At 33.3% G+C, this 574-nt stretch carries 1 protein-coding gene; it reads left to right on the top strand.

From position 1 onward, the window contains the following. A partial coding sequence (locus tag HC175_RS16705) for a restriction endonuclease subunit S (RefSeq protein WP_209310038.1) occupies positions 1–574 on the top strand: 574 nt, incomplete at its 5' end.

The following is a 574-nucleotide window of genomic DNA, read 5'->3' as shown; positions in this document are numbered from 1 at the left end:
CATAATGCAGAAGATCTTTAGCCAGGAAATTAGGTTTAAAGATGAGGATGGAAAGGAGTATCCTGTATGGAATAAAAAGAAGCTTAGAGATATTTTAACCTATGAACAGCCCACGAAATACTTAGTGGAGAGTACAGAATATGATAATGGATTTGAGACACCAGTATTAACAGCAGGAAAAACCTTCATATTAGGTTATACTGATGAAACAGAGGGAATATTCACGAAACTTCCCGTAATTATCTTTGATGATTTTACTACTGCATTTAAGTATGTTGACTTTCCATTTAAAGCTAAGTCTTCTGCAATGAAAATGTTGATACCGAATTCCAACGAAGTTAATATTAAATTTGTTTTTGAAGCGATGGGAAGAATAAAATTTCCTCTTGCAGAACATAAAAGGTACTGGATTTCAGAATTCCAGCATATGAAAATACCTTACCCATGTATTGAAGAGCAAAGTAAAATAGCAACTTTTTTAACTTCCATTGATCGAAAGATTGCATTGGTTCAGAAACAAATCGACGGATCAAACCAGTTTAAAAAAGGCTTATTACAACAGATGTTTGTGTAG

This window comes from Salinimicrobium oceani, assembly GCF_012037645.1.
Note: the sequence above shows the minus strand (reverse complement) of the source record. Positions and strands in the feature narration are given on the sequence as shown.